The sequence below is a fragment of the Microbacterium sp. genome, from assembly GCF_047606685.1.
Lineage (GTDB): Bacteria > Actinomycetota > Actinomycetes > Actinomycetales > Microbacteriaceae > Microbacterium.
Window position 1 is genome coordinate 1 of the sequence record NZ_JASGEC010000016.1, and the last position, 24,956, is coordinate 24,956.

22 protein-coding genes are annotated in these 24,956 nt (G+C 70.9%); 15 read left to right on the forward strand and 7 right to left on the reverse strand.

The features are described from left to right. Positions 1 to 896, forward strand: an 896-nt coding sequence (locus QM611_RS02030) for a xylulokinase (protein ID WP_415078236.1), incomplete at its 5' end; no start/stop codon positions are given. Then, positions 893 to 1,540: a class II aldolase/adducin family protein gene (locus tag QM611_RS02035; protein WP_415078237.1), complete on the forward strand. Its 648-nt coding sequence runs from the start codon at positions 893 to 895 to the stop codon at positions 1,538 to 1,540. The genes QM611_RS02030 and QM611_RS02035, both read left to right, overlap by 4 nt. A 9-nt stretch (positions 1,541 to 1,549) precedes the next feature. Here the strand turns inward: QM611_RS02035 and QM611_RS02040 are convergent, their stop codons facing one another. Next, positions 1,550 to 2,344 carry a DeoR/GlpR family DNA-binding transcription regulator gene (locus tag QM611_RS02040; RefSeq protein ID WP_415078238.1) on the reverse strand — a complete coding sequence of 265 codons (795 nt, stop codon included), beginning with the start codon at positions 2,342 to 2,344 and terminating at the stop codon, positions 1,550 to 1,552. Positions 2,345 to 2,441: 97 nt separating this feature from the next. Here QM611_RS02040 and QM611_RS02045 point away from each other — a divergent pair, with 97 nt between their 5' ends. From QM611_RS02045 to QM611_RS02055, 3 genes are read left to right on the forward strand one after another with little or no spacing between them, the layout of a single operon-like run. After that, the gene (locus QM611_RS02045) at positions 2,442 to 3,434 is read left to right on the forward strand and encodes a LacI family DNA-binding transcriptional regulator (protein ID WP_415078239.1); all 993 of its coding nucleotides are present in this window, start codon (positions 2,442 to 2,444) and stop codon (positions 3,432 to 3,434) included. Between the two features lie 28 nt (positions 3,435 to 3,462). Further along, a complete protein-coding gene (locus QM611_RS02050) occupies positions 3,463 to 5,049 on the forward strand; it encodes an FGGY-family carbohydrate kinase (RefSeq protein ID WP_415078240.1) in 1,587 nt (528 codons plus the stop codon). Positions 5,050 to 5,060: 11 nt separating this feature from the next. Continuing rightward, on the forward strand, positions 5,061 to 6,695 hold the full coding sequence (locus QM611_RS02055) for a fucose isomerase (RefSeq protein ID WP_415078241.1): 1,635 nt from the start codon (positions 5,061 to 5,063) through the stop codon (positions 6,693 to 6,695). Between the two features lie 135 nt (positions 6,696 to 6,830). On the opposite strand, the gene QM611_RS02060 is transcribed toward QM611_RS02055, so the two are convergent. Further along, complete coding sequence (locus QM611_RS02060; protein ID WP_415078242.1) at positions 6,831 to 8,174, reverse strand: DUF2254 domain-containing protein; 1,344 nt, start codon at positions 8,172 to 8,174, stop codon at positions 6,831 to 6,833. 160 nt (positions 8,175 to 8,334) lie between these two features. On the opposite strand from QM611_RS02060, the gene fgd reads away from it, so the two are divergent. Continuing rightward, a complete protein-coding gene (fgd, locus tag QM611_RS02065) occupies positions 8,335 to 9,348 on the forward strand; it encodes a glucose-6-phosphate dehydrogenase (coenzyme-F420) (RefSeq protein WP_415078243.1) in 1,014 nt (337 codons plus the stop codon). 5 nt (positions 9,349 to 9,353) lie between these two features. Here fgd and QM611_RS02070 read toward each other — a convergent pair whose 3' ends face one another. After that, positions 9,354 to 9,962 (reverse strand): hypothetical protein, encoded by a 609-nt coding sequence (locus tag QM611_RS02070; RefSeq protein ID WP_415078244.1) that lies wholly within the window; start codon positions 9,960 to 9,962, stop codon positions 9,354 to 9,356. A 261-nt stretch (positions 9,963 to 10,223) separates the two neighbouring features. On the opposite strand from QM611_RS02070, the gene QM611_RS02075 reads away from it, so the two are divergent. The 4 genes from QM611_RS02075 to QM611_RS02090 all read left to right on the forward strand — a co-directional run bounded on the left by QM611_RS02075 (position 10,224) and on the right by QM611_RS02090 (position 16,517). Next, entirely contained in the window at positions 10,224 to 11,432 is a 1,209-nt protein-coding gene (locus QM611_RS02075) for a glycosyltransferase (RefSeq protein WP_415078245.1), read from the forward strand. A gap of 9 nt (positions 11,433 to 11,441) precedes the next feature. After that, positions 11,442 to 12,812 carry a glycosyltransferase gene (locus QM611_RS02080; RefSeq protein ID WP_415078246.1) on the forward strand — a complete coding sequence of 457 codons (1,371 nt, stop codon included), beginning with the start codon at positions 11,442 to 11,444 and terminating at the stop codon, positions 12,810 to 12,812. A gap of 378 nt (positions 12,813 to 13,190) precedes the next feature. Beyond that, the gene (locus QM611_RS02085) at positions 13,191 to 14,159 is read left to right on the forward strand and encodes a GlxA family transcriptional regulator (RefSeq protein ID WP_415078247.1); all 969 of its coding nucleotides are present in this window, start codon (positions 13,191 to 13,193) and stop codon (positions 14,157 to 14,159) included. Between the two features lie 144 nt (positions 14,160 to 14,303). Continuing rightward, positions 14,304 to 16,517, forward strand: coding sequence for an ATP-dependent Clp protease ATP-binding subunit (locus tag QM611_RS02090; RefSeq protein ID WP_415078248.1), 2,214 nt, complete (start codon positions 14,304 to 14,306; stop codon positions 16,515 to 16,517). A 21-nt stretch (positions 16,518 to 16,538) separates the two neighbouring features. On the opposite strand, the gene QM611_RS02095 is transcribed toward QM611_RS02090, so the two are convergent. Beyond that, entirely contained in the window at positions 16,539 to 16,853 is a 315-nt protein-coding gene (locus tag QM611_RS02095) for a hypothetical protein (RefSeq protein WP_415078249.1), read from the reverse strand. Positions 16,854 to 17,145: 292 nt separating this feature from the next. On the opposite strand from QM611_RS02095, the gene QM611_RS02100 reads away from it, so the two are divergent. Further along, positions 17,146 to 17,709 (forward strand): NADPH-dependent FMN reductase, encoded by a 564-nt coding sequence (locus QM611_RS02100; RefSeq protein ID WP_415078250.1) that lies wholly within the window; start codon positions 17,146 to 17,148, stop codon positions 17,707 to 17,709. A 133-nt stretch (positions 17,710 to 17,842) separates the two neighbouring features. Here QM611_RS02100 and QM611_RS02105 read toward each other — a convergent pair whose 3' ends face one another. Continuing rightward, positions 17,843 to 18,685, reverse strand: coding sequence for an exodeoxyribonuclease III (locus tag QM611_RS02105; protein WP_415078251.1), 843 nt, complete (start codon positions 18,683 to 18,685; stop codon positions 17,843 to 17,845). Positions 18,686 to 18,744: 59 nt separating this feature from the next. Here QM611_RS02105 and pyrE point away from each other — a divergent pair, with 59 nt between their 5' ends. Beyond that, positions 18,745 to 19,335, forward strand: a complete 591-nt coding sequence (gene pyrE, locus QM611_RS02110) for an orotate phosphoribosyltransferase (RefSeq protein ID WP_415078252.1) — start codon at positions 18,745 to 18,747, stop codon at positions 19,333 to 19,335. A gap of 5 nt (positions 19,336 to 19,340) precedes the next feature. On the opposite strand, the gene QM611_RS02115 is transcribed toward pyrE, so the two are convergent. Then, complete coding sequence (locus tag QM611_RS02115; RefSeq protein ID WP_415078253.1) at positions 19,341 to 19,469, reverse strand: hypothetical protein; 129 nt, start codon at positions 19,467 to 19,469, stop codon at positions 19,341 to 19,343. A gap of 157 nt (positions 19,470 to 19,626) precedes the next feature. Between QM611_RS02115 and QM611_RS02120 the strand changes: the two genes are divergently transcribed. After that, a complete protein-coding gene (locus QM611_RS02120) occupies positions 19,627 to 20,598 on the forward strand; it encodes an SDR family NAD(P)-dependent oxidoreductase (protein WP_415078254.1) in 972 nt (323 codons plus the stop codon). A 101-nt stretch (positions 20,599 to 20,699) separates the two neighbouring features. Continuing rightward, complete coding sequence (locus QM611_RS02125) at positions 20,700 to 21,347, forward strand: TrmH family RNA methyltransferase (protein ID WP_415078255.1); 648 nt, start codon at positions 20,700 to 20,702, stop codon at positions 21,345 to 21,347. An 18-nt stretch (positions 21,348 to 21,365) separates the two neighbouring features. Here the strand turns inward: QM611_RS02125 and QM611_RS02130 are convergent, their stop codons facing one another. Further along, positions 21,366 to 22,688, reverse strand: a complete 1,323-nt coding sequence (locus tag QM611_RS02130; protein WP_415078256.1) for an MATE family efflux transporter — start codon at positions 22,686 to 22,688, stop codon at positions 21,366 to 21,368. Positions 22,689 to 22,941: 253 nt separating this feature from the next. On the opposite strand from QM611_RS02130, the gene QM611_RS02135 reads away from it, so the two are divergent. Then, complete coding sequence (locus tag QM611_RS02135; RefSeq protein ID WP_415078257.1) at positions 22,942 to 24,945, forward strand: M13 family metallopeptidase; 2,004 nt, start codon at positions 22,942 to 22,944, stop codon at positions 24,943 to 24,945. Positions 24,946 to 24,956: the final 11 nt, after the last annotated feature.

Below are 24,956 nucleotides of genomic sequence, written 5' to 3' on the forward strand. Positions count from 1 at the left end.
CGCTGCCCGAGCCGCTGCCCGGGGGCACAGTCATCGCGCCGATCGGCGCCGCCGCCGCGGAGCGCCTCGGCCTCGCGCGCGGGGTGCCCGTGGTCGCCGGCGCCCACGACCAGGCCGCCGCCTACCTCGGCTCCGGCGGCGCGCCGGGGGAGCGGTCGGTCGTCTCGTTCGGCACGAGCGACTGCATCACGGTGGGAACGCGCACCCGCCCGGCGCGTCTGGCGGGAACCGGGTTCGCCACGTACCGCGTCGACGACCGGCTGTGGGTGACCCTTGCCGGAACGGCCGCCGGCGGCTGGGCGCTCGAGTGGTTCGCCGCGCTCGTCGGGGGCACGGTGGGCGACGTCTTCGGCCGGCTTTCCGACATCCCGCCCGCCCTCCTCGTGCTGCCCTACCTCGCCGGCTCCGGCACCCTCGACAACGACCCCGACGCGCGGGGTGTGGTGCACGGGCTCACACTGGAGACCACGATCCCCGAGCTCGCGCGCGCCGTTGTCGAGGCGTCCGGCTTCGAGTTCGCCAAGATCCTCGACGCGATGCGCGAGCGCGGAGTCGACCCGGGAACGTTGCGTGTCAGCGGCTCGGGCGCGCAGAACCTCGCCGCGCTCGCCGCTCGCGCGAACGCCGCCGGCGTGGCACTGGCCCCCGTCAACCGCGACGCCTCCGCGCGCGGCGCGGCCATGCTCGCCGCGCGCGGCGCCGGGATCGACGCCGCGGGACTGCTCGCCGCGCCCGCCTCGACGGGGCAGAGCCAGTCGCCGGACGAAGGCTGGCGCGCCTGGTACGACGGCCAGCGCCGCCGCTACCGGGAGCTCTACACGACCACCCTCGATATCACGCACCACCTCGCCCATGCGCCGAAAGGCGTCAAAACCGAACAGGAGAACACACGATGACCACGGAGACGCCCTTCGATCTCGCCGCCGCCAAGCAGGAGATCCTCGAGTACTGCCTCCGCTCCATGGAATACGGCCTCAACTTCAACACGCAGGGCAACATCAGCATCCGCGTGCCCGGCGTCGAGGACCGATTCCTGATCACGCCGACCGACCTCGAGTACGACCGGATGACAGCCGACGACATCGTGCTGGTCAACGGCGACTGCGAAGTGGTGGAGGGCGAGCTGCAGCCGTCGAGCGAGGTGACCGTGCACATGGCCGTCTACCGCCGCCGCCCCGATGTGAACGCCATCGTGCACTCCGAGCCCGTGTACTCCAACGTGTGGGGCGTCGTCGGGGAGCCGATTCTGGGGACGCTCGTCAACATGGTCATCTACACGAAGGGCGACGTGCCGATTATGCCGTTCGAGCTGAGCAACAACTCGGTTTTCGGCGAGCACTCGTGCGACGTCATGGGCGACCTCAACGCCGTCGTGTGGGCCAACCATGGCCTGCTCACCGTCGGGCCCAACCTGCGCGACGCGTTCAAGACGTCGGTGGCGGTCGAGTCCGCCGCGAAGGTCCAGGCGTATGCGCGGGCCATCACCCCGAACCCGATCGTGCTCGAGTACGACAAGCTCGGCATCACCAGCGCGCTGTAAGCGCGCCGGTCACGCCTGCTCGACCGCCAAGCCGGCCTCGCGCAGCGGCTCCAGCTGGGCAGCCGGCGTCTCGGTTCCGGTGATCAGCAGGTCGGCGCGGTCGAGCGGCGCGATGCGGATGACCTGGCTCTTCCCGATCTTCGAGCTGTCGGTCACCACGATCCGCCGCTCGCCGGCGTCGAGGAACCGGCGCTTCATCGCGACGTCGGGCAGGCTCGAGTTCGTGAAGCCGTCGAGTGAGACGCCGTTGCACCCGATGAAGCACAGGTCGCCGTGCACCGCGCCGACGAACATGTCGCCGAGCGGGTCGACGAGCGAGCGCTGCTTGTGGCGCACGGTCCCGCCGGTGACCACGACGGTGATGTTGTGCTCCGCCGCGCCCAGCTCCAACGCGATGGTCAGCGAGTTGGTGAACACGACGACGCCGTGCAGCTCGTCGCGGGCCAGCAGCGCGCGGGCGATCGCGAGCGTTGTCGTTCCGGCATCCAGCAGCACCGCCATCTCGCTTTCCACGAGAGCCGCCGCCGCGTGGCCGATCCGGCGCTTCTCGGTGATCGCGCGCGTGAGGGCGCGCTCGTAGTCGGGCACCTGGGCGGTGGAGCGGATGCCGGCGATCGCGCCGCCGTGCACGCGCTGGATGACGTTGGCCTCGGCGAGGTAGTCGAGGTCGGAGCGGACCGTGACCTCTGAGATGCTCAGGAGCCGCGACAGCTCCGACACGCGCGCGAATCCCTGCCGCTCGATGATCGAGACGACCTGCTCGCGCCGCACCGCGGCTGGCGCAGGCTGCGACCATTCGGGCATGACGACAGCGTACTGACGTCGCGTTCGGCGGGGGAAATCGATTTCATGAGGGTGGCGTCAAGGCGCTACTGTTTTCAGAACACGCAAGGGGTGCTCGGTGGCGACGATCTACGACGTGGCGGCGCTGGCCGGAGTGTCGCCGGCGACGGTCTCGCGCGTGTTCAACGGCGCCAACGTGTCCGGCCCGAAGGCGGCCGCCGTGCGCAAGGCGGCCACGCAGCTGCGGTTCACGCCGAATCGCGCCGCGCGGACCCTCCGCACGCAGAGCGCCGAGGTCATCGCGCTCGTCATCCCCGACATCGAGAACCCGTACTTCACCGAGATGGCGCGCGGGGTCGAGGATGTCGCGTCCGAAGCGGGATTCTCCGTCGTGCTGTGCAACTCCGACGCGCAGACCGAGAAAGAGAGCACGTACCTCGACATCGCCGTCGCCGAGCACATGTCGGGCGTGATCGTCGCGGCCGCGTCATCCGATTCCGACCTCACCCCGATCCTGCAGGCGGGCCGCCCCGTCGTGGCGGTCGACCGTGGCGTGCGGCACGACATCGACGGCGTCGTGATGGCCAACCGCGACGCCGGTCGCGCTGCCGCGGCCCACTTGCTGCAGTCCGGCCATCGCCGCATTGCCTACATCGGCGGGCCGGAGGAGATCGACACGGCCGCCGAGCGGGCGGAGGGATGGTGGCAGGCGCACCGCGAAGCCGGCGTGCCCGAGCCCGCCGAGCTGCTGCGGTTCTCGTCGTTCCGGGTCGCGGGCGGGCGCACCGCGATGGAGGAGCTGCTCGCCCTGCCCGAGCCGCCGGACGCGGTGGTGGCGGGCAACAACCTCATCGGCGTCGGCGCGATCCAAGTGCTCACCGAGCACGGGCTCACCCCGCCGCGCGTGGGCGTCGCGGTGATCGGCTCGCTGCCGTTCACGACGCTCTCGCCCACCGCGGTGACGGTCGTGCGGCTGCCCGCCAGGCACATGGGGGTGACCGCCGCGCGGATGCTCTTGGAGCGCATCCGCGGCGACCTGCAGCCCGCGCGCACCGTGGTGCTGCGCAACGAGCTGCAGCCCGCGTCCGCCTCCGCGAGTCCGCGCAGTTGAGCTTGAAATCGATTTCTTTTAGAGTGGGATGAGCTTCACCAGCGAGGAGTTCTCCATGCGATGCACGCTCGGCGTGGACGTGGGCACCTCCAGCACGAAGGGCGTCCTCGTCGCCGACGACGGCCGCGTGTTGGCGACCGCCTCGGTCTCGCACGACGTCGACCGCCCGCAGCCGGGCTGGGTCGAGATGGACGCGCGCGTGTGGTGGGACGAGTTCACGCAGCTCTCGCGCGAGCTGCTGGGCGCCCTTCGACAAGCTCAGGGGCCGGATGGTGCGGCTCAGGGGCCGGAAGGTGCGGCTCAGGGCGCGGAGGGCGAGGAGACCCAAGACATCGAGCTCGTCGGCGTGGGCGTGAGCGGCATGGGGCCGTGCGTGCTGCTCGTCGACGAAGACGACGAGCCGGTGCGACCCGCCATCCTGTACGGCGTCGACACGCGGTCGATGGCGCAGGTGGAGCGGATGACGCGCGAGCTCGGCGCGGACGAGATCACGCGCGTCGGCGGCTCGTCGCTGACATCGCAGGCGGCCGGCTGCAAGGTCGCGTGGGTCGCCGACGAGGAGCCCGAGGCCTTCGCCCGGGCGCGGCGGCTGTTCATGCCGGCGTCGTGGCTGGCCCGCAAGCTGACCGGCGCGTACGTGCTCGACCACCAGTCGGCGAGCCAGACGACGCCGCTGTACGACATCGAGGCGGAGGCGTGGCACGCCCCGTGGTGGGAGCGCTACGCGCCCGGCATCGTGCCGCCCGAGCTGCGCTGGGCGGGCGAGGTCGCCGGCACGGTGACGCATGCCGCATCCGCCGCCACCGGCATCCCGCCCGGCACACCGGTCATCACCGGCACGATCGACGCGTGGACCGAGGCGGTCAGCGTCGGCGCGCACGAGCCCGGCGACCTCATGCTCATGTACGGCACCACGATGTTCCTCATCGCCACCGGCGAGGAGACGCTGCGCACGCCGTCGATGTGGACGACAGTCGGCGCGTTCGAGGGCACCCGCAACCTCGCCGGGGGACTTGCGACCAGCGGCGCGCTCACCACGTGGCTGAAAGACCTCACCGGCGCCGACTACCCGACGCTGCTGGGCGAGGCCGCCGACTCGGGCGTCGGCGCGCGCGGCCTCGTGATGCTGCCGTACTTCGCGGGGGAGCGCACGCCGATCCTCGACCCCGACGCGCGCGGCGCGATCGCCGGCCTCACGCTCACTCACACGCGCGGCGACCTCTACCGCGCGGCGCTCGAGGCGACGGCACTCGGGGTGCGGCACAACGTGGAGACGATGCGGGCGGCGGGGGCCGACATCCGCCGCATCGTCGCTGTGGGCGGCGGAACCCAGGGCTCGCTGTGGCTGCAGGTCGTCTCGGACGTGACGGGGCTCGTGCAGGAGGTGCCGCGCACGACGATCGGCGCGAGCTACGGCGCCGCGTTCCTCGCCGCCACTGCGACCAGCCAGACCCCGCCGCGCATCGGCGACTGGAACCCGGTTGAGACCACGATCCACCCCGACCCGGCGCACGCCGCCGGGTACGACGCGCTCTTCGACCGCTACCTGCGGTTCTACACATCCACAAAAGACATCGCCCACGAGCTCGCCGCCGCGCAACGCGAGGGCGTTTAAGGAACCACGACATGAGCACCTACACCCTGCCCGCACCGGCCGCCCGGCCCGCCGCCGCGCCGAAGACCGCCTACTTGATCGCGAGCGGCGACCTGCGCGAGTCGGCGAACACGGCGGGCTGGCCGACGCAGGTCGAGCTCGAGCAGAGCGTGACGGGCGTGCTCGAGGGCCTCGGCTGGACGGTTGTGCGCGCCAACGAGGTCGACCCGGCGACCGGGCACGGCTTCATCTCCAGCCAGCGGATGGGGCTCGAGGTGTTCACGTCGATCCCGGTGGACGCGCCGCTCATCGTCGCTGAGGCCGTGTGGCAGTACTCGCACCACGTGCTCGCCGGCCTGCGCACCCACCAGGGGCCCATCCTGACGGTGGCGAACTTCGCGGGCGAATGGCCGGGCCTGGTCGGCCTCCTCGGCCTGAACGCGGGCCTCACCAAGATGGGCAAGGAGTACTCGACGATCTGGTCGGTCGACTTCACCGACGACTGGTTCAAGAACGGCTTGCGGGAGTGGACCGAGACCGGCCGCATTGTCCACGACGCGTCGCACGTGCGCCCGCTGCCCGAACTGCCCGACACCCCTGAGGTGGAGCTCGGCCGGGCGCTCGGCGACCAGCTGCTCGCCGACAAGGCCATCATCGGAGTCTTCGACGAGGGCTGCATGGGCATGTACAACGCGATCTTCGACGACGAGCTGCTCAACCAGCTCGGCGTCTACAAAGAGCGCCTGTCGCAGTCGGCGCTGTACGCCGAGATGCTGACGGTGACCGATGCCGAGGCCGACGCCGCGTACGACTGGCTCACGGACCGCGGCATGACGTTCGTCTACGGTGAGGATGCCGCGACCGAGCTCACGCGCGAGCAGGTGCAGTGGCAGCTGAAGATGTACATCGCGGCCCTGCGCATCGCCGACGACTTCGGGTTGGATGCCGTCGGCATCCAGTACCAGCAGGGCCTGAAAGACCTCGTTCCCGCTTCCGACCTGGCCGAAGGCATCCTGAACTCCACCGAGCGCCCGCCCGTGCTCTCGCGCGACGGGTCTCGCGAGCTGTTCGCCGGCCGCGCCTTCCCGCACTTCAACGAGGCCGACGAGGGCGTCGCGGTCGACGCGCTCATCACCGACCGGGTGTGGACGGCGATGGGCCTCGTTCCCGACAACACGCTGCACGACGTGCGCTGGGGCGAGGACTACAACGGCGAATTCGTGTGGGTGTACGAGATCTCGGGCTCGGTGCCGGCGTCGCACTTGGGCGGATGGGACAAGGCGGAAGGATGGCGGCAGGGCCACGTGTTCTTCCCGGCCGGCGGGTCGACCATCAACGGCGTCTCCCAGCCCGGCGAGCTCGTCATCTCCCGCGTGTTCATCGCCGACGGCATCCTGCAGGCCGACATCTTCCGCGGCACGGTCGTGGAGCTGCCCGACGAGGAGACGCAGCGCCGCAAGAACGCGACGAACCCGGAGTGGCCGATCGCGCACGTCGTGCTGCACGACGTCACGCGCGACCAGTTCATGGCCCGCCACAAGGCCAACCACGCGCAGGTGGTCTACGCCCCCGACGCCGACACGGCCGACAAGGCGCTCGTCGCCAAGGCGGCGATGCTCGACCGGATCGGCGTGAAGGTCAACCTCGTGGGGCGGGTGAACCTGTAGGCGGTCTCCCTCGGCCTTCCCCAAATCTCCTGATCTCGCGCAGTCAGGCCGATTCGGCCGTGAACGTCCTGACTGGGCGAAATCCCCTGAGCGGGAGAAACCAGGGCGAGCCAAGGTGCGGCGCAACCGCAGGGTTCAGGCAACCCGCTCGGTGTCGAGCTCGGGATGCTTCAGCGAGCGCTTCGCGGCCTTGATGTCGCGCAGCACGAGGTCGACGTCGTGGCCTTCGGAAATCGAGCGCTCTGCCGCCTGCTTGATGAGGTCGAGCTGCTCGCGCACCGCGTAGACGCGCTCGGGCAGCGTGCGCGAGCCCACGGTGCGCAGCAGGCGCACGAGGGCGCGCAGCACCACGGGCTCGGAGGCGCCCTTGCGCCGGATCTCGCCGCACGCCAGCTCAAGGTAGTCCTCGAACCTGCGGGCGGGCACGATGAGCCGCAGCGAGCCGGAGGCGTCTGCGATGTGCTCGTCGCCGAGCGGCTCGGCGGCGAGCTGGCACAGCAGCACCGTCAACTGCGCGGTCGACTGCTCGACGGTGTGGTAGTCGTAGATGTGCATCGAGAGCAGGGCGATGTCGACCATCTCGATCGCGCCGAGCGCGACATCCCGATGATTGCTGCGCGCCCCGCCGATCGTCACCGCTTGCCCGAGGGCGACCTCGAGCCGGCCGACCGACGCGCTCGCCGGCTGGTCGTTCGGCCGCCAGATCCACGCGAGCGCGTTGCCCGCCACGATGTGGCCGCCGATGCCGGGGACGAGCTTGATCACCACGTTCTCGGCCGTCGCCGCCCGCACGAGCGCGACGACATCCAGCCGCTGCACGTAGCCGGACTCTTGGGCGGCGACCGGAACGGCCGACAGCAGCGGCTGCGCCGACGGGGGAGCAGGGGCGCCTGCCGATCCGCCCACCCCCGGCGCGCCGGCCGTGATCGCGCGCTCGGCACGAGACCCGACGGTGCGCAGGATCGTGTGGATCTGGATGAGGTGCGCCACGCGGTCGACGTAGTAGACGAGCGCGGCGATGCAGATGAACAGCAGCGCGAGCCCCACGGTCACGGCCAGGCGAGGGTAGACGTTCTCGTCGCCGCTGAGCCCCACGGTGTACAGGCCTGCCGCGTTGTACGCGAACGTCGCGATGAACATGCCCAGCACGAGCTGGGTCGGCCGGTCGCGCAGGATCACGCGCACCAGCCGCGGCGAGTAGCGGTTCGAGGCGAGCTGCAGCGCGACGAGCGTGAGGCCGACGACCATCGCGAAGACGCCGATCGTCGCGGTGGCGACGGTGATCAGCATGCGCCGCGCCTCTTCGCCGTCGCCGTGGAACAGGACGGGGGCCAGGAACGCGTCGGGTGGCTCGTTGACCTGGCCGAGCACGAACCCGAGCGCGAGCGCGGCGAGGGTCGTCACCAGCGGGAGGAACCACAGCGACCCGCTCAGGCTCTCCTGCCGGCGTCCCGCGGAAAAGAATCGCATGAACCGCATGGGCCTCACCTCAGCACGGCGGCGATGACGCCGCCACACAAAGTGAACAGCAGGTGAACCACTCATGGCAAGACGGTGAACGCAGAAACTTCGTCGGTTTCCGCCGCCGGCGGGCGGTCGGGCCTACGCTCGGAAGTGCCGCGACGAACGGAGAGACGACATGCTGAGGCTTGGGTACAAGGCGTCGGCGGAGCAGTTCGGCCCGCGCGAGCTCGTGGAGATCGCGGTCGCCGCCGAGCGCCACGGCTTCGAGTCCGTGGCGGTGAGCGACCACTTCCAGCCGTGGCGGCACACCGGCGGGCACGCGCCGTTCTCGCTCGCATGGATGGCGGCCGTCGGCGAGCGGACCAGCAGCATCCAGATCGGCACGAGCGTGATGACCCCCACGTTCCGCTACAACCCGGCGGTGATCGCGCAAGCGTTCGCGACGCTCGGCTGCCTGTACCCCGGCCGCGTTTTCCTCGGGGTCGGCACCGGCGAGGCGCTCAACGAGATCGCGACCGGATTCCGCGGGGCGGGAGAGCAGGACTGGCCCGACTTCCGCGAGCGATTCGCGCGCCTGCGCGAGTCGGTGCGCCTCATGCGCGCGCTGTGGACGGGCGACCGGGTCACGTTCGAGGGCGACTACTACTCGACGCACGACGCGTCGATCTACGACGTGCCGGAAGGCGGCATCCCGGTCTACATCGCCGCCGGCGGGCCCGTCGTGGCCAGGTACGCCGGCCGCGCGGGCGACGGCTTCATCTGCACGTCGGGGAAGGGCCGCGAGCTGTACGTCGACAAGCTGGTGCCGGCCGTGCAGGAGGGCGCGGCCGCGGGCGGGCGCGAGTACGACGCGATCGACCGGATGATCGAGATCAAGGTCTCGTACGAGGAGACGATGGATGCCGCGCTCGAGAACACGCGGTTCTGGTCGCCGCTGTCGCTGAGCAAAGAGCAGAAGCACGACATCACCGACCCCGTGGAGATGGAGCGCGCCGCCGACGCCCTGCCCATCGAGCAGATCGCCGGCCGCTGGATCGTGGGGACCGACCCCGACGCGGTCGTCGCGCAGATCGCGGAGTACGTCGGATGGGGCTTCACCCACCTCGTCTTCCACGGCCCTGGCCACGACCAGGAGCGGTTCATGACGCTCTTCGAGCGCGACCTGGCCCCGCGCCTGCGCGCGCTCTGACGCGGCTACGGCTCGATGCGCAGCACCGTGGGCGACTCGCCGAGCGTCAGGTCGTCGGTGATCCGCAGCGTGCGGGCGACGCGGTCGACATCGCCGACGACGATGCCGAAGCGCTCGCGGTCGGCGCACACGGCAGTGAGCGTGACGAAATGCGAGCCTGTGTCCCACGTGTAGGTGGCGAACGGGGGCGTCCGCCCGTCGGCGGGCAACGGCATCACGAGGCGTTCGCCGACGCCCAAGTGCGGGTTCGGGAACGACTCGGTGTCGTCGTACTCCATCGGCATCGACGCGCGCGCCGCGCGCAGCTGGCTCGTCGCCTCCTGCACTTGCGCCATGACGACGAGCAGCTCGGGATCCGACTTCCACACCCACACGAGCACACGGCCGTCGGCCTTGCGCATGAGCAGCGGGGCGGCCTGGCTGAACGCCCACGCCGCGAAGCCGCGGCCGCCTCGCCCGCTCGCCTCCGCCGTGCCCTGGCCGCCGAGCGCGAGGTTCGCCTGGTTCAGCAGCATCCCGATCGCGGCCTTGCGGTGCCGCCGGCCGCGCAAACCCAGCGAGCCGGTCACCGCCACCCAGCGTTCGGGGTCGGCATCGGCCTGGAGTCGCGGCATGCCTCCAGCGTAGGCGCGGTGCCTCGTCCCCGGCTGTGTGTTCGGTTGCCGCGAACCGCGCGTGGCGCCGCAGATCGCGGCAACTGAACGTGCGGGAGAGGATGCCGCGCCGGTGCGCCGCCGTTGAGTTGCCGCGAAACGCGCCCGGCGCCGCAGATCGCGGCAACTGAGCGTGCAACGCCCAGCGCGAGGGGCCTCGGGTACAGTGGAGGGGTCGCGCGACCCTGGCGCGACCGCCGCTGAGAGAGGCATCCCACCCCCTTGACTCCCCCCGCGACCCCCGTTCCCGACGCTGTCGACAAGCGCGCGCTGACGATTCTGATCGGCGCCGACACGTTCACGCCGCACGTGAACGGCGCGGCGCGATTCGCCGAACGCCTGGCTGCCGGTCTCGTCCAACGCGGGCACCACGTGCACGTCTCCGCGCCGAGCGTCGGCCACCGCAACCACGGCGCGTTCGTCGAGACCGTCGAGGGCGAGCCGATGACCGTGCACCGCCTTCCCGCGTGGCGGTGGCGCCCGCATGACTGGCTCACCTTCGTGCTGCCGTGGATGTCGAAGCGCTACGCGCGCCGCGTGCTCGACGAGGTCAGGCCGGATGTCGTGCACATCCAGTCGCACATCGTGATCGGCCGTGGGCTTGCGCGCGAGGCGCGCAAGCGCGGCATCCCGGTCATCGCCACCAACCACGTGATGGCCGAGAACATCGTGGACTTCACCACCCTGCCGCCGGTGCTGGACAAGCCGCTCATCAAGATCGCGTGGGACGACGCGGCGCGCACGCTGCGCCTGGCCCGCGCGGTCACGACGCCGACGCGCAAGGCCGCCGACTTCCTCGAGCGGACGATCGACATCACCGGTGTCATCCCGGTGAGCTGCGGCATCCGCGCGTCCGACTACACCGCCGACCTGTCGCCGCGCGAGGGGAACCGCCTCGTGTTCGTGGGCCGGCTCACCACCGAGAAGCAGATCGACGTGGTGCTGCGCGCGATGGCGAAACTCGACCCGGCCTTGAACGTCACGTTCGACATCGTCGGCAACGGCGACCAGCGCCGCGCCCTCGAGCAGCTGGCGGCCGACCTCGGGCTGGGGGGGCGCGTGACCTTCCACGGCCACACCACCGACGCCGACCTGCGCGCCACCCTCACGCGCGCCAGTGTCTTCGTCATCGCCTCGATCGCCGAGCTGCAGTCGATCGCAACCATGGAGGCCATGGCGTCGGGGCTGCCGATCGTCGGCGCCGACGCCGTCGCGCTGCCGCATCTCGTCCACGATGGCGAGAACGGCTACCTGTTCCGGCCGGGCGACGTCGACGACCTCGTCGACAAGCTCACCACGGTGCTCACCCAGACGCCGCAGGAGCGGCTGCGCATGCAGCAGGCCTCCCTCGACGGGGTGGTCGTGCACGACATGGACCGCACGCTCGACACGTTCGAGGCGCTCTATCGCGGCGAGCCGCTGCCTTCCTAGGCTCGTCTCGTGCACATCGTCTTCTTCGCCGACCAGCACTTGGACTCGCTCGGCGGCGCGCAGGTGTCGATGCGGCTGCAGCGGCGGTTTCTCGAGGAGGCCGGGCACACCGTGACCGTCGTCGCGCCGGCGATGCACGGTCCGCGCGCGGCGCGGGGGGAGGATGCCGGAAACGTCGACGTGCCGTCGGCGCCCATCACGTGGGACCGTGAGTACGCCTTCTCTGCGCCCGGGCGGCGCACCGACCGCTTCGTCGACGACGCGTTGGCGGCGCGGCCGCCCATCGATGTGGTGCACGTGCAGGCCGACTTCTGGGGCGCGTTCATCGGGCATCGCTTCGCGCGCCGGCACGGCCTGCCCGTGGTGCACACGATGCACAACCGAGTCGACGTCGGCATCCGGGCGGTGTCGCCGATGCCCGGCCTGACACTGTGGGCGATCAACGCGTGGCAGCGGGGCGCGCTGGGGGTGCGGGGGGCGCGGCGCGCGCTCGGGGTGCGGGGCGGCTCGGAACGTCGGAGAATCGGGCGGATGTCGGAGGATTCGGCGCAAAACCTCCGACAAAGCGGTGATTCTCCGACGTTGGACGGCGGCCGGGCCGGCGGGTCGGATGGCTGGGCCTATCTGCGGGGCCTCGCGGCCGGAGCCGACGCGGTGACCGCGCCGTCGGGCCACTTCGCGCGCCGGCTCGAGCGGCACGGCGTGTTCCCGCACGTCGACGTGGTGTGGAACGGCATCGACGACGACGTGCTCGACGCGGTGCTCGCCGCCGCGGCTCCGCCCCCGGCTCCTGAGCGCCGGTCCCCGGCCCCTGAGCCTGTCGAAGGGCGCCCGCGCTTCATCTGGCTCGGACGCATGAGCCCCGAAAAGCGCCTGCTGCCCTTTCTCGACGCGGTGGCCGTGTCCGGCATCGACGCGGACGTCGAGGTGCTCGGCGGCGGAGCCCAATTGCGCGCCGCACGGCGACTTGTCGAGAAGCGGCGGCCGCAGGCATCCATCGTCTTCGGCGGACGGATGTCGTACCCCGAAACCCTGCGCCGAATCGCCGCCGCCGACGCGCTCGTGCAGACCTCGATCGGCTTCGAGACGCAGGGCATGACGCCGTTCGAGGCGGCGTCGCTCGGCACGCCCGCGGTCATCAGCGACCCCGACATCGCGGGCGAGCTCGAGTCGGGCTTCTGGGCCGTGGGCGGAGGAAGGGATGCCGCGCCCGCCCACGGCGACGACTCGGTCGCCGCGCTGGCGGCTACGCTGCGCTCGGCCGCGGCCGACATCGCGGCGGGCGACCCCGTGCCGGTGAACCCGACGGTGCGCGAGCGCTTCCGCCAGTCGTCGCGGACCGCCGCGATGCTCGAGGTGTACGATCGCGTCGTTGCTTGACGCGCCCGCTACCCGCCCGCGCGGCAGAACTCCGCACGGCCTCCGAGCTCGCGCTACAAAGACCCGCAATCGCGCGTGCGAATCGCGTGCGCGGCTGCAGGTTGCTGTAGCGGGAAGGCAGGCGGGGCAGGCGATGCCGCTCAGGGCAGCTTTGTCCAGTCGGTGCGAACGGGGCGGTACCCGTCCTTCGCGACCATCACCAGCGTGCCGCGCACGGCGAGCGCGATCACGACGATCAACAGGAGGATGAACATGGCAGGAACGCTACGCTTGACGCATCCCTGCCACCACTGGCAGGATAGACACACACCATAGGAAAACTGCCACCCTTCGACAGGCTCAGGGGTCTTCGACAGGCCCAGGGCGCCAGGAGGATCGATGAAGACCGTCGCCGTCGTCGTGCAGGAGGGCTTCGCGCCCTTCGAGTTCGGGCTCGCTTGCGAGGCGTTTGGCCTCGACCGCTCCGACGACGGGGTGCCGAACTTCGACTTCCGTGTCGTGACGGCCGAGCCCGGCGCCATCGGCTCCAACCTCGGCTTCTCGATCAACGTCGACAACGACCTCTCCTTCGCCTACGAGGCCGATCTGGTCGTCGTCACTCCGATTCCGCGCTCGGCGTGGGCGAGCGTCGACGAGCGGGTCCTCGACGTGGTGCGTCACGCCGCCGCGCGCGGCGCGTGGCTGCTCAGCGTCTGCAGCGGCTCGTTCGTCGTCGCCGCCGCCGGCGTCCTCGACGGCCGCCGCGCCACGACGCACTGGAAGTACGCGCGCACCATGGCGCAGATGTACCCGAGCATCGAGGTCGACCCGGATGTGCTCTACGTGCAGGACGGCCGCATCATCACGAGCGCGGGGACCGCGGCGGGGCTGGATGCTTGTCTGCACCTGCTGCGGCAAGAGCTCGGCGCCGAGCTCACGAACGCCATCGCCCGGCGCATGGTGGTCGCGCCGCAGCGCGACGGCGGCCAGGCGCAGTTCATCAACCGGCCGCTGCCGGCGGCGGCATCCCTCTCCCTCGCGCCGGTGACGGACTGGATGCTGGAGAATCTGCGCCTCGACCTCACCGTCGACGATCTCGCGGCGAAGGCCCTGATGTCGCCGCGCACCTTCGCGCGGCGCTTCAAGGCCGACTTCGGCACGACGCCGGCGGCGTGGCTCGGGCGGCAGCGGATCATCCACGCGCAGCGCATGCTCGAGCAGACCGATCTCGGGCTCGACCGCATCGCGTACGAGTGCGGATTCGGCTCGGCGGCCGTGCTGCGGCAGAACTTCGCGCGCGTGCTAGGGATCACCCCGACCGCGTATCGCGCCCGGTTCGCGTGCCCCGCCGCCCCGCCCGCCGCCTGACCCCCGCCCGGCCCATATCGCTGAGACTTCACCCGACCGCCGAGACAGCGGGGGCAACCGCGGTCTCGGCGACCATATGGAGTCTCAGCGAAAGGCTAGGTTGAGCGTAGTAGACTCAACTTTGGACAGAGCCCAAGGAGGCACATGAACGCCCAACCCCAGCCCGGGCAGGAGGAGCAGCAGAGCGCCCTCGAGCAGTTCGGGATCAACCTCACCGACCGCGCGCGCCAAGGCAAGCTCGACCCCGTCATCGGGCGGGATGGCGAGATCCGGCGCGTCAGCCAAGTCCTCACCCGCCGCACCAAGAACAACCCGGTGCTCATCGGCGAGCCCGGCGTCGGCAAGACCGCCGTCGTCGAAGGCCTCGCGCAGCGCATCGTGGCCGGCGACGTCGCCGAGAGCCTGAAAGACAAAGAGCTCGTCACGCTCGACATCTCCGCGCTCGTGGCCGGCGCCATGTACCGCGGCCAGTTCGAGGAGCGCCTGAAGAGCGTGCTCAAAGAGATCACCGAGTCGGACGGCCGCGTCATCACGTTCATCGACGAGCTGCACGTGCTCATGGGCGCGGGCGGCGGCGAGGGCTCGGTCGCGGCGTCCAACATGCTCAAGCCCATGCTGGCCCGCGGCGAGCTGCGCCTCATCGGCGCGACCACGCTCGACGAGTACCGCGAGTTCATCGAGAAGGATGCCGCGCTCGAGCGCCGCTTCCAGCAGGTCTACGTCGGCGAGCCGAGCGTGGAGGACACGATCGCGATCCTGCGCGGCTTGAAAGAGCGCTACGAAGCGCACCACAAGGTCGCGATCGCCGACGGCGCGCTGGTGGCCGCGGCATCCCTCTCGAACCGCTACATCCCCAGCCGCCAGCTGCCCGACAAGGCGATCGACCTCATCGACGAGGCCGCGAGCCGGCTGCGCATGGAGATCGACTCCGCGCCGCTGGTGATCGACGAGCTGCGCCGGCACGTCGATCGGCTGAAGCTCGAGGAGATGGCGCTGAAGCGGGAGAAAGATGCCGCGTCGAAGGAGCGGCTGCAAACTCTCCGCGACACGCTTCGTGACGAGGAGGCGCGCCTGGCCGAGCTGCAGGCCCGGTGGGAGCGCGAGCGCGCGTCGCTCAACCTCGTGGGCGACCTGAAGACCGAGCTGGACGCGAAGCGCGTCGAGGCCGAGCGCTCCCAGCGCGAGGGGAACTTGGAAAAGGCGTCGCGGCTGTACTACGCGGAGATCCCGGCGCTCGAGCGCCAGCTCGCCGAGGCGGAGCGCGTGGGCCCTTCGACAAGCTCAGGGGCCGAGGGCGGCGAGGGGCGGATGGTCGGCGACCACGTCACCGACGAGGACATCGCCAAGGTCATCGCGGCGTGGACCGGCATCCCGGTCGGCAAGCTGCTGCAGGGCGAGTCGGAGAAGCTCGTGCACCTGGAGTCCGAGCTGGGCAAGCGGCTCATCGGGCAGAAGGATGCCGTGAAGGCCGTCTCCGACGCGGTGCGGCGCTCGCGCGCCGGTATCAGCGACCCGAACCGGCCGACCGGCTCGTTCCTGTTCCTCGGGCCCACCGGCGTCGGCAAGACCGAGCTCGCCAAGGCCCTCGCGGAGTTCCTCTTCGACGACGAGCACGCCATGGTGCGCATCGACATGTCGGAGTACGGCGAGAAGCACTCGGTGGCCCGGCTCGTCGGCGCCCCTCCCGGCTACATCGGCTACGAGCAGGGCGGCCAGCTGACCGAGGCGGTGCGCCGCCGTCCATACAGCGTCGTGCTGCTCGACGAGGTGGAGAAGGCGCATCCAGAGGTCTTCGACATCCTGCTGCAAGTGCTCGACGACGGCCGGCTCACCGACGGGCAGGGCCGCACTGTCGACTTCACCAATGTGATCCTGGTGCTCACGAGCAACATCGGCTCACCGATCCTCATCGACCCCGAGCTGACGGCCGAGCACAAGCGCGAGCAGGTCATGGCGCTCGTGCGCCAGGCGTTCCGCCCCGAGTTTTTGAACCGGCTCGACGACGTCGTGATGTTCCAGGCGCTGACCGAAGACGACCTCGCCCAGATCGTCGAGCTCTCGGTCGACGCGTTGCAGCGCCGGCTGCACGACCGCCGGCTCACGCTCGCCGTCACGCCCGACGCGCGCGCGTGGCTCGCCCAGCGCGGCTACGACCCGATCTTCGGGGCGCGGCCGCTGCGCCGGCTGATCCAGTCGGAGATCCAGGACCGCCTCGCGATGGCGATCCTGTCCGGCGGCGTGCGAGACGGCGACGTGGTGCGGACGGATGTCGCGGCCGACGGCTCGCAGCTCGTGTTGACGAGCGAGGGCCCGGCGGAGGTCGACGACGTGATCGAGGCCGAGCTCATCGAGGAGTGACGCCGCGGCATCCGTCTCTGCTCACGCCACGCGCCCGCCGACGGCCAGCACGAGGGTCGGAGCGTGCGTGGCCGCGGCGACGTGCCACACCTTGGCGGGGATGTCTCCTCCGGCGGCCGTCTGGTAGGCGGGCATCGCGATCGCCAGCCGCTGGTCGTCGACGCTCTGCAGCAGCTCGGCATCCACTTCGACGCCGTCGCGGAAGACGATCCGCACCCTTCGGGCGGTGAGCGGCCCGGTGAGGGCGGGTCCGGCGAGCCGCGCGCCGCGGAACAGGTGCGTGTGCGAGCAGTCCAGCTCGAGCGCGTCGCCCGAAGGCGTGTCGGAGGCGGTCACCTCGACTCCTCTCGTTGCCGAACAGATGCTACCGGCCAGATTCCGATGAGGGTGACGGCCAGCACGACGTCGTTGCGTTGCTCGACGCGCGTGAGCGGCCGACCGCGGGCGGTAAAGGAGGCGGCGCGGGCCGTGGGTGCGACAGGGCCGGACATGACACCCACGGTAGGCGCAGCGGTGGATGGCCGCATCCGTCTGGAGGGGGAGCTGGCGGAATAGATTCCGGCGATGGATGCTTTCATCTGAATAGACAGCGGGACTCGATATCCTGCACGCACACGAAAGGAAACCTGTGACCCACAAGATCGGCTACATCGTCGGCAGCATCTCGAGCACTTCCATCAATCGGCGCCTCGCCAGGGCGCTCGAGCGAGTCGCTCCCGACGACGTCGAGCTCTTCGAGATCCCGATCAAGGACCTCCCGTTCTACTCCCCCGATTACGACGCGGACTTCCCGCCGGTCGCCCGCGAGTTCAAGCGCGCCATCGAGGACGCCGACGGCGTGATCATCGTCACCCCGGAGTACAGCCGGTCCATCCCGGGCGTCTTGAAGAACGCGCTCGACTGGTCGACGCGCCCGTACGGCCAGGGCTCGTTCAACGGCAAGCCGACGGCGATCATCGGCACCTCCGGCGGCCCGGTGTCGACGGCGGCGGCGCAGCAGCACCTGCGCGCGATCCTCGGCCACTTCAACGCGCCGACGCTCGGCCAGCCCGAGGGGTACATCCAATCGACGCCGGGGTTGTTCTCCGACGACGGCGAGATCTCGAACGAGAGCACGGCCGCCTTCCTGCGGGGGTACCTCGAGGCGTTCGCGAGCCTCGTCGACAAGTACGTGGAGCGCGACGCCGCGTAGCGCGCCGCCGGCGGCGAACGTCGGAGAATCACGCGGATGTCGGAGGATTCGCCCGAAATCCTCCGACATCCGTTCCACTCTCCGACGTTGCGCACGCCCGGACCCGCAAACGGGCCCGTGCGCGGGGGGAGGCTCAGCCGAAGATCATCGGCGTGTCGTCGTCGTCCGGGCCGGCGAGGTCGAGGTCGACGACGACGGGCACGTGGTCGCTGGGAGCCTCGCCCTTGCGTTCGTTGCGATGGATCGCGGCTCCCGCCACCGCGTCGGCGAACGCGGGGGAGCCGAGGATGAAGTCGATGCGCATCCCCTCGTTGCGGGGGAAGCGCAGCTGCTTGTAGTCCCAGTAGGTGTAGCCAGTCGGCACGAGCGGGCGCACGACATCCATCACTCCCGCCGCTTCGAGCGCGGCGAAGGCCTCCCGCTCGGGCGGCGACACATGCGTCGCGAAGCCGGGAACGATCGACGGGTCGCCGTTGTCGGCGTCGGTCGGCGCGACGTTGAAATCGCCCACGAGCGCGAGCGCGAGGTCGGGGTCGGCAGTCAGCGACTCGCGCACGTGCGCTTCGAGGGCGGCGAGCCAGTCGAGCTTGTAGGAGTAGTGCGGGTCGCCGAGCGCGCGGCCGTTGGGCACGTACAGGCTCCACACGCGCACGCCGTCGACGGTCGCGCCGATGGCGCGCGCCTCCTGCGGCGCGCCGGGGCCCTCGTGGCCCTTCGCGAAGCCGGGCATGCAAGGGAAGGCGGTCTGCACGTCGGTCAGGGGCGTGCGGCTCGCAATCGCGACCCCGTTCCACTGCGAGAACCCGTGCGCCTCGACGTGGAAGCCGGCATCCTCGAACGCCGCGAAGGGGAACTGCTCGACCTTGCACTTGATCTCCTGCATGGCGAGCACGTCGACGTGCTCGCGCACGGCGAAGCCGACGATCCGGTCGACGCGGGCGCGAACCGAGTTGACGTTCCAGGTGGCCAGGCGCATCCCTCCACCTTAAGCGCCGCCCCGCCCCCGCCCGGGCACGCGATTTGTAGACTCGTGGCGTGACCGCCGCCTCCACTCCCGCCGTCGAAGCCGACCGCCAGCGCCTCATCGCCCTCATCGCGGACGAGGCGGTGTTCCACGGCGAGTTCACGCTCTCCAGCGGCAAGCAGGCGACCTACTACGTCGACATGCGAAAGCTCACCCTCGACCATCGCGCGGCGCCATCCATCGGACGCATCATGCTCGACCTCATTCGCACCGGCCTCGCCGGCCACGCCGACATCGTGGCAGTCGGCGGCCTCACCCTCGGCGCCGACCCGATCGCGAACGCGATCATGCACGAGTCGGTGCGCACAGACTCGCCGCTCGACGCGTTCGTCGTGCGCAAAGAGCCGAAGGACCATGGCCGCGGGCGGCAGATCGAGGGGGCGGATGTCGCGGGCAAACGCGTCGTGGTCGTCGAGGACACGTCCACGACCGGCCAGTCCGCGCTCAAGGCCGTCGAGGCGCTGCGGCGCGAGGGCGCCGAGCCGGTCGCGGTCGCGGTCATCGTCGACCGCAAGACCGGCGCGCAGGCGGCCGTCGAGGCATCCGGCCTGCGCTGGCTCGCCGCGATCGACCTCGACGACCTCGGGCTCGACCCGCAGTAGCCGGGCTACTCGTCGTCGCGCTCGTCCTTGCCCTTGCGGCGGCCGCGCGCGAACTGCACCACGAAGACGACCAGCGTGCCCGCGAGCACGATCGTCGTCATCCCGAACAGCAGGTTCTGCTCCAGCTCGTTCACGCGCGCCCCTCCTCTCGGTGCGTTCCGACGCTACACCGGCGCCGAGGGAACACTCGGTCGCCGAGGGATAGGGAACCTCCCTACCCCTCGGCGACCAGGTGTGCTCTCGCGGGTGGGGCGGCGGGCCCGGGGCGATGGGGCGGGCTAGGGTGGGCACGTGGCCCGCGACGAATGGGATCCCCGCAGTCTGCCCGACCTGACGGGCCGCGTCTTCATGGTCACGGGCTCCAACGCCGGGCTCGGCTTCTTCTCGTCCGAGCAGCTGGCCCGTGCCGGCGCGCACGTCGTGATGACGGGCCGCAACCCCAACCGCCTGGCGGCGGCCCGCGCCACGATCGAGCGGCGGCTGACGGATGCCGGCGAGCCCGCCGATCTCGAGACCCTGCTGATGGACACGAGCAACCTCGGGTCGATCCGCGCCGCGGCTGCCACCGCGCGCGGCAGGCGCAAGCTCGACGGCCTGCTGCTGAACGCGGGCATTGTCCACGCCCCGCACACGCGGGAGACGACCCCGGACGGCTACGAGCTCGTGTTCGCGACGAACGTGCTCGGGCATTTCGCGCTCGCCGCCGAGCTGCTGCCGAACCTCGCCGCGGCAGGAGGCCGGATGGTGTGGATCGGCAGCATGTCGAGCTGGCTCTGGCCGCACACCCTCGACGACATCCAACTCGAGGAGGGGTACTCGGCGTGGCGCGCCTACGTGCAGTCGAAGGTCGCCGCCGCCGCTTTGGGGTTCGAGGCCGACCGGCGACTGCGCGACGTCGGCGTGCCCGTGTCGAGCGTCGTGGCGCACCCCGGCTACTCGATCAGCGGGCGGACTCCCGCCATCCGCGACATCAACGAGCCGAGTCGATGGGGCCGCTTCGCCGACAACCTGCAGACGCCCATCTCGCAGTCGAAGGAGCACGGCGCGTGGACGCTCGTGCGCGCGCTCGTCGACCCGGCGATCGACAGCGGCGAGTTTTTGGGGCCGCGCTACATCGCCCACGGCGAGCCGCGGAGGCAGTCGCCGGCGAAGGTCGTGCGCGACCCCGAGATCGGCGCGCGGGTGTGGGAGGCGTGCGAGACCATGACGCGGATGCCGTGGCCCTTCGCCCGCGCCGCGCGCGCTGCGCGCCGCGCTCGCTGATTTCGGCGCGGGGGCGCGCGTTGGGTTGCCGCGAAGCGCGGGATGCGGGCGCGGAACGCGGCAAGTGAAGCGAGGGGATGCCGGGAAGGTAGCCTGGCGCGGTGAGCGCAGACGCTGAGGTGGGGCCGGACCCCGACCCGGGCGCGCCGGCGCATGGCGTCGGCCCATGGCCCGGGGGGCCGGACGCGTGGCCCGACGAATGCCGCTACGACCGGGAGCTGCTGGCGGAGGGCGATCGCCGCAACGTCGTCGACGCGTACCGCTACTGGACGATGGAGGCGATCGTCGCCGACCTGGATGCCCGCAGGCATCCCTTCCACGTCGCCATCGAGAACTGGCAGCACGACCTCAACATCGGCTCGATCGTGCGCAGCGCGAACGCGTTCCTCGCCGAGACCGTGCACATCGTCGGACGGCGGCGGTGGAACAAGCGCGGCGCAATGGTCACCGACCGCTACCAGCACGTGCTGCACCACGACACGATCGCCGACCTCGTGGAGTGGGCGGCCGATCGGGGCCTCCTCGTGGTCGCTGTCGACAACGTGCCGGGCTCGGCGCGCGTCGACCGGGTGGAGCTGCCCGAGCGCTGCGTGCTGCTGTTCGGGCAGGAGGGGCCCGGGCTTTCGGCGGAGGCGCTGGCCGCGGCATCCGCCGTCGTCGAGATCGCGCAGTACGGGTCGACCCGTTCCATCAACGCCGGGGCCGCCGCCGCGATCGTGATGCACGAGTGGTGCCGCCGCTGGGCGTGAGGAGCAGCCGCCGCGGAATCACGCGCTGACCGACATCCATGCCCGTCCGCGCACGCGCCAGCCCAGCCCGACCAGCCGCGCGAGCATGTACACGCCGAAGAACGCGACCGCCACCCACGCGAGCCCCCACGCGCCGACCGGGTGCAGCGCCGCGATCACGACGAGCACGGGCACGAACGGCACGAGGTTCAGCACGCCGACGATCGCCAGGTAGCGCCCGTCGCCGGCTCCCATGAGCACGCCGTCGAGCACGAACACCAGTCCGCACAGCGGCTGCGCGACCGCGAGCACGATGAGCGCGGGCTGGACGAGCGCCGCGAGCCCGGCGTCTCCCGTGAACAGCAGCCCGATCACGCCGGAGAAGCCGCCGATCAGCGCGCCGACGAACAGCCCGAACCACGCTCCCCACGCAAGCGTGCGGCGCAGCACGCGCAGGACTTCGGGCCGGGCGTCGGCTCCGAGGCTCTTCCCGATGAGCGCCTGCGCGGCGATCGCGAGGGCGTCCAGCGCGAACGCCGCGGTCGAGAAAAGCGTGAAGACGACCTGCCATCCCGCCAGCTCGTGCTCGCCGAGGCCGGTCACGACGGCGACGGTGGCCAGCAGCGCGACCCGCAGCGACACTGTGCGCAGGAACAGCCAGCCGCCGAGGCGCGCCGACCCCTGCATGCCGTCGCGACGAGGGCGGAGGGATGCCGCGTGCCGGCGCGCCAGCCGGCCCACCACGACGACGTACGCGGCGACCATGCCCCACTGTGCGACGACGGTGCCCGCCGCCGATCCGGCGATGCCCCACCCGAGGCCGTAGATGAACACCCAGTTCAGCAGTGCGTTGGCGGCGAAGCCGAGTCCTGAGATCCACAGCGGCGTGACCGTGTCTTGCATGCCGCGCAGCAGCCCGGTGGCGGCGAACACCACGAGCATCGCGGGAAGGCCCCACATCGAGATGCCGAGGTAGACGGCCGCCTCGGCGGCGACCTCGTCCCCGGCGCCGAACGCGTTCACCAGCAGCGGCGCGCAGACGTACCCGACGACGGCGAGGACGGCCCCGATGCCGAGTGCGAGCCACATGCCGTCGATGCCGACCGACACGGCGTCGGTGTGGTCGCCGGCCCCGAACCGGCGCGCGACCGCCGGCGTCGTGGCGTACGCGAGGAACACCATGAGCCCGACGATCGTCTGCAGCACGGCGGCGGCGATGCCGAGCCCCGCGAGCGGCGCGACCCCCAGATGGCCCACGAGCGCCGCGTCGACGATGAGGAACAGCGGCTCGGCGACGAGAGCGCCGAGAGCCGGGACGGCGAGGCGCAGGATGTCGCGATTCAGCGCGTCCCGTCCCGTCACTCGCTCGAGCCTACGCGTGCGCTGCCGCGCCCTGCCGCGCCCCGCCCCGCGGCGTCACGTGGCGTCGCGCTACAGGTTCCTGCACTCGCGCGTGCGAGTCGCGCGCGCGAGTGCGGGTTTCTGTAGCGCGCGCGAAACCCGAGGCGCGCGTTTGCGGGTTTCTGTAGCGACTGCGGGTCTGTGGCGCGCGAGGCCGCGCCGAGGCGCGCGCGCAGCCGACCGCGCGAAGCCGGCGGCGGCTTATCCTGGAACGATGACGGATGGCCCGCGCTCCGGACTCGCGCTCGATGAGCTCAGCGACGAGATCCGCCCCCAGGACGACCTCTTCCTCCACGTCAACAGCGCGTGGCTCGAACGCACCGAGATCCCCGAAGACAAAGCGCGCTGGGGCGCCTTCCACCTGATCGCGGAGCAGGCGGAGAAGGACGTCCGCGCGATCGTGGAGGAGTCCACCGAGGCAGAGCCCGGCACCCAGGCGCGCAAGATCGGCGACCTGTACACGAGCTTCATGGACACCGAGCGCGTCGCCGAGCTCGCGGCATCCCCCCTCGCAGAGTCCCTCGCCCGCGTCGACGGCGTCTCGTCGGTCGCCGAACTGCTGCGCGTCGTCGGCGAGCTCGAGCGCGATGGCGTCGGCGGCCTCGTCACGCTCTACGTCGAGCCCGACCCGGGCGACCCCAGCCGCTATGTGCCGTTCCTCGTGCAGGGCGGGCTGTCGCTGCCCGACGAGTCGTACTACCGCCTGGACAGCTTCCAAGAGCTGCGAATCGCGTTCCGCGCCCACGTCGAGCGGATGCTGGAGCTCGCCGGAGTCGCGGATGCCGCGAGCGCCGCCGACCGCATCACGGCGCTGGAGACCGAGTTGGCCGGGCACCACTGGGACAACGTGCGCAGCCGCGACGCCGTCGCCACCTACAACCTCAAGACGTGGGACGAGATCGTGGAGCTGGCCGGCGTCGACCTGGCGCCGTGGCGCGAGGGCGCGGCCCCGGGGTACCCCGACGCGTTCGCCGAGGCGGTCGTCTACCAGCCGAGCTTCGTCGAGGGCCTCGGCTCGCTGCTGACCGAAGAGCGGCTCGACGACTGGAAGGCGTGGCTGCGCTTCCAGATCGTGCACGCCGCCGCCCCGTTCCTGCCCGACGATTTCGTCGCCGAGAACTTCGCGTTCTACGGCACGCAGCTCACGGGCGTGCCCGTGATCCGCGAGCGCTGGAAGCGCGGGGTCGGGCTCGCCGAGGCGGCCCTGGGCGAGGCGATCGGCAAGGTCTACGTCGAGCGGCATTTCCCGCCCGCGGCGAAGAAGGCGATGGACGACCTCGTCACGAACCTCATCGAGGCGTACCGGCAGAGCATTGCCGAGCTCGAGTGGATGGGCCCGGAGACCCGCGAGCGCGCGCTCGCGAAGCTCGAAGCGTTCACGCCCAAGATCGGCTACCCCGAGAAGTGGCGGGACTACTCGAGCCTGGAGATCGACCCGGGCGACCTCGTCGGCAACGTGCGGCGCGCGCACGTGCACGAGCACGACCGCCAGCTCGGCAAGGTCGGCCAGCCGATCGACCGTGACGAGTGGCTCATGACGCCGCAGACAGTCAACGCGTACTACAACCCGCTGATGAACGAGATCGTGTTCCCCGCGGTCATCCTGCAGTACCCGTTCTTCGACGCCGAGCGTGACGCCGCGGCGAACTACGGCGGCATCGGGGCCGTGATCGGCCACGAGATCGGGCACGGCTTCGACGACCAGGGCAGCCGGTTCGACGGCGACGGCAAGCTCGAGGACTGGTGGACGGATGCCGACCGCACCGCTTTCGAGGAGCGCACGTCCGTGCTCATCTCCCAGTTCGACGGTCTGACGCCGGCAGGCATCGACCCGGAGCACACCGTGAACGGCGCGCTCACGGTCGGCGAGAACATCGGCGACCTGGGCGGGCTCGGCATCGCGATCAAGGCGTATGAGCTCTCCCTTCGACAGGCTCAGGGGCCGGAGGAAAGCGCTCAGGGGCCGGAGGGGGCTGAAGACTCGGAGATCGACGGGCTCACCGGCATCCAACGCCTGCTGCTCAGCTGGGGTCAGATCTGGCAGCAGAAGGGCAGGGAGGCCGAGACGATCCGGTTGCTCACGATCGACCCGCACTCTCCGAACGAGTTCCGCTGCAACCAGATTGTGCGCAACATCGACGCGTTCTACGACGCGTTCGGCGTGACCGAAACGGACGCGCTGTGGCTGTCTCCGGACGAGCGCGTCTCGATCTGGTGACCTCGTATTCG